This window comes from Hydrotalea flava, from assembly GCF_001623405.1.
Classification (GTDB): domain Bacteria; phylum Bacteroidota; class Bacteroidia; order Chitinophagales; family Chitinophagaceae; genus Hydrotalea; species Hydrotalea flava.
Genome location: NZ_LUHG01000008.1, coordinates 1 through 823 on the forward strand (window position 1 = coordinate 1; position 823 = coordinate 823).

Genomic DNA, 823 nt, shown 5'->3' on the forward strand with positions numbered 1-823 from the left:
GGCAGCTTTTTTTTCCCGTAAATACTTCCGCGGTGGTCCCCGCTCTGCAAATAATTGTATGGTGATAAGTGTACCTGTTTTGCAGCAGTGACATTTGCGCAACCGGGGTATTAGGTTCTGAGTCCGGCCGCAACTGGAAAATGCGGCAGGAATTGCGTAGCCCCCGCTATACCGCCCGTTGGAAAGAATTGCCTGAGGTGCACTAAGGCTAAGCCCGCCGCAACCAATTAAATACCCATTCCTTTACTTAAATGTACATTCAATACTGCTTCCGATACATATTCGATAAATGTTTCACTCAACAGCGTTACGCAACGCTGTTGATAGGTAGGTGTATGGGAAAAGGGGGGAAGTTGATAGGGTAAAATGGTATGAATGGGGGGGGTAAATAGTTGATTAAAAAAAGATAAAAACATTTTTTATTTAATTTAATTTTAATTATTTTTATCGTAACTAAAATCAATTTACTATGAAAAAATTAATCATCCCCCCCCCGCAGAAATTACAAAACAAATGCGGTAACAATTTTTTGCTTTTTTATTCTTTTTAGTATGGTTGGTTTTTTGTTTGGTTGCCGCAAATACGACAGTTTGCCCAATATTAAAAGCCCCCATTATGCGCAATTACAACAACATTTTTTTAATACCAGTACTACAACGGATGTTGCCATAAAAAAATTAGCCGCCGATATTAGCTGGCAGGATAGTATTTATAAATTTTTACCGGCATTTGTAAAGAAAAATGGGATACCGAGATGGGATAAAGTAATATATAGTACGAATCAATCTGTATCAGGCAGGCAGTTATCTACGTATGGCGTTAA

The 823-nt window shown here is 38.5% G+C and carries 3 protein-coding genes; 2 read left to right on the forward strand and 1 reads right to left on the reverse strand.

Features of this window, described 5'->3' with window-relative positions; translation table 11 throughout:
* Positions 1-68: 68 nt before the first annotated feature.
* On the forward strand, positions 69-206 hold the full coding sequence (locus A0F92_RS15985) for a DUF4113 domain-containing protein (RefSeq protein ID WP_167516644.1): 138 nt from the start codon (positions 69-71) through the stop codon (positions 204-206).
* 21 nt (positions 207-227) lie between these two features.
* On the opposite strand, the gene A0F92_RS00145 is transcribed toward A0F92_RS15985, so the two are convergent.
* Positions 228-416 carry a hypothetical protein gene (locus A0F92_RS00145; RefSeq protein ID WP_068240400.1) on the reverse strand — a complete coding sequence of 63 codons (189 nt, stop codon included), beginning with the start codon at positions 414-416 and terminating at the stop codon, positions 228-230.
* Between the two features lie 135 nt (positions 417-551).
* Between A0F92_RS00145 and A0F92_RS00150 the strand changes: the two genes are divergently transcribed.
* Positions 552-823, forward strand: a 272-nt coding sequence (locus tag A0F92_RS00150) for a hypothetical protein (RefSeq protein WP_167516645.1), incomplete at its 3' end; no start/stop codon positions are given.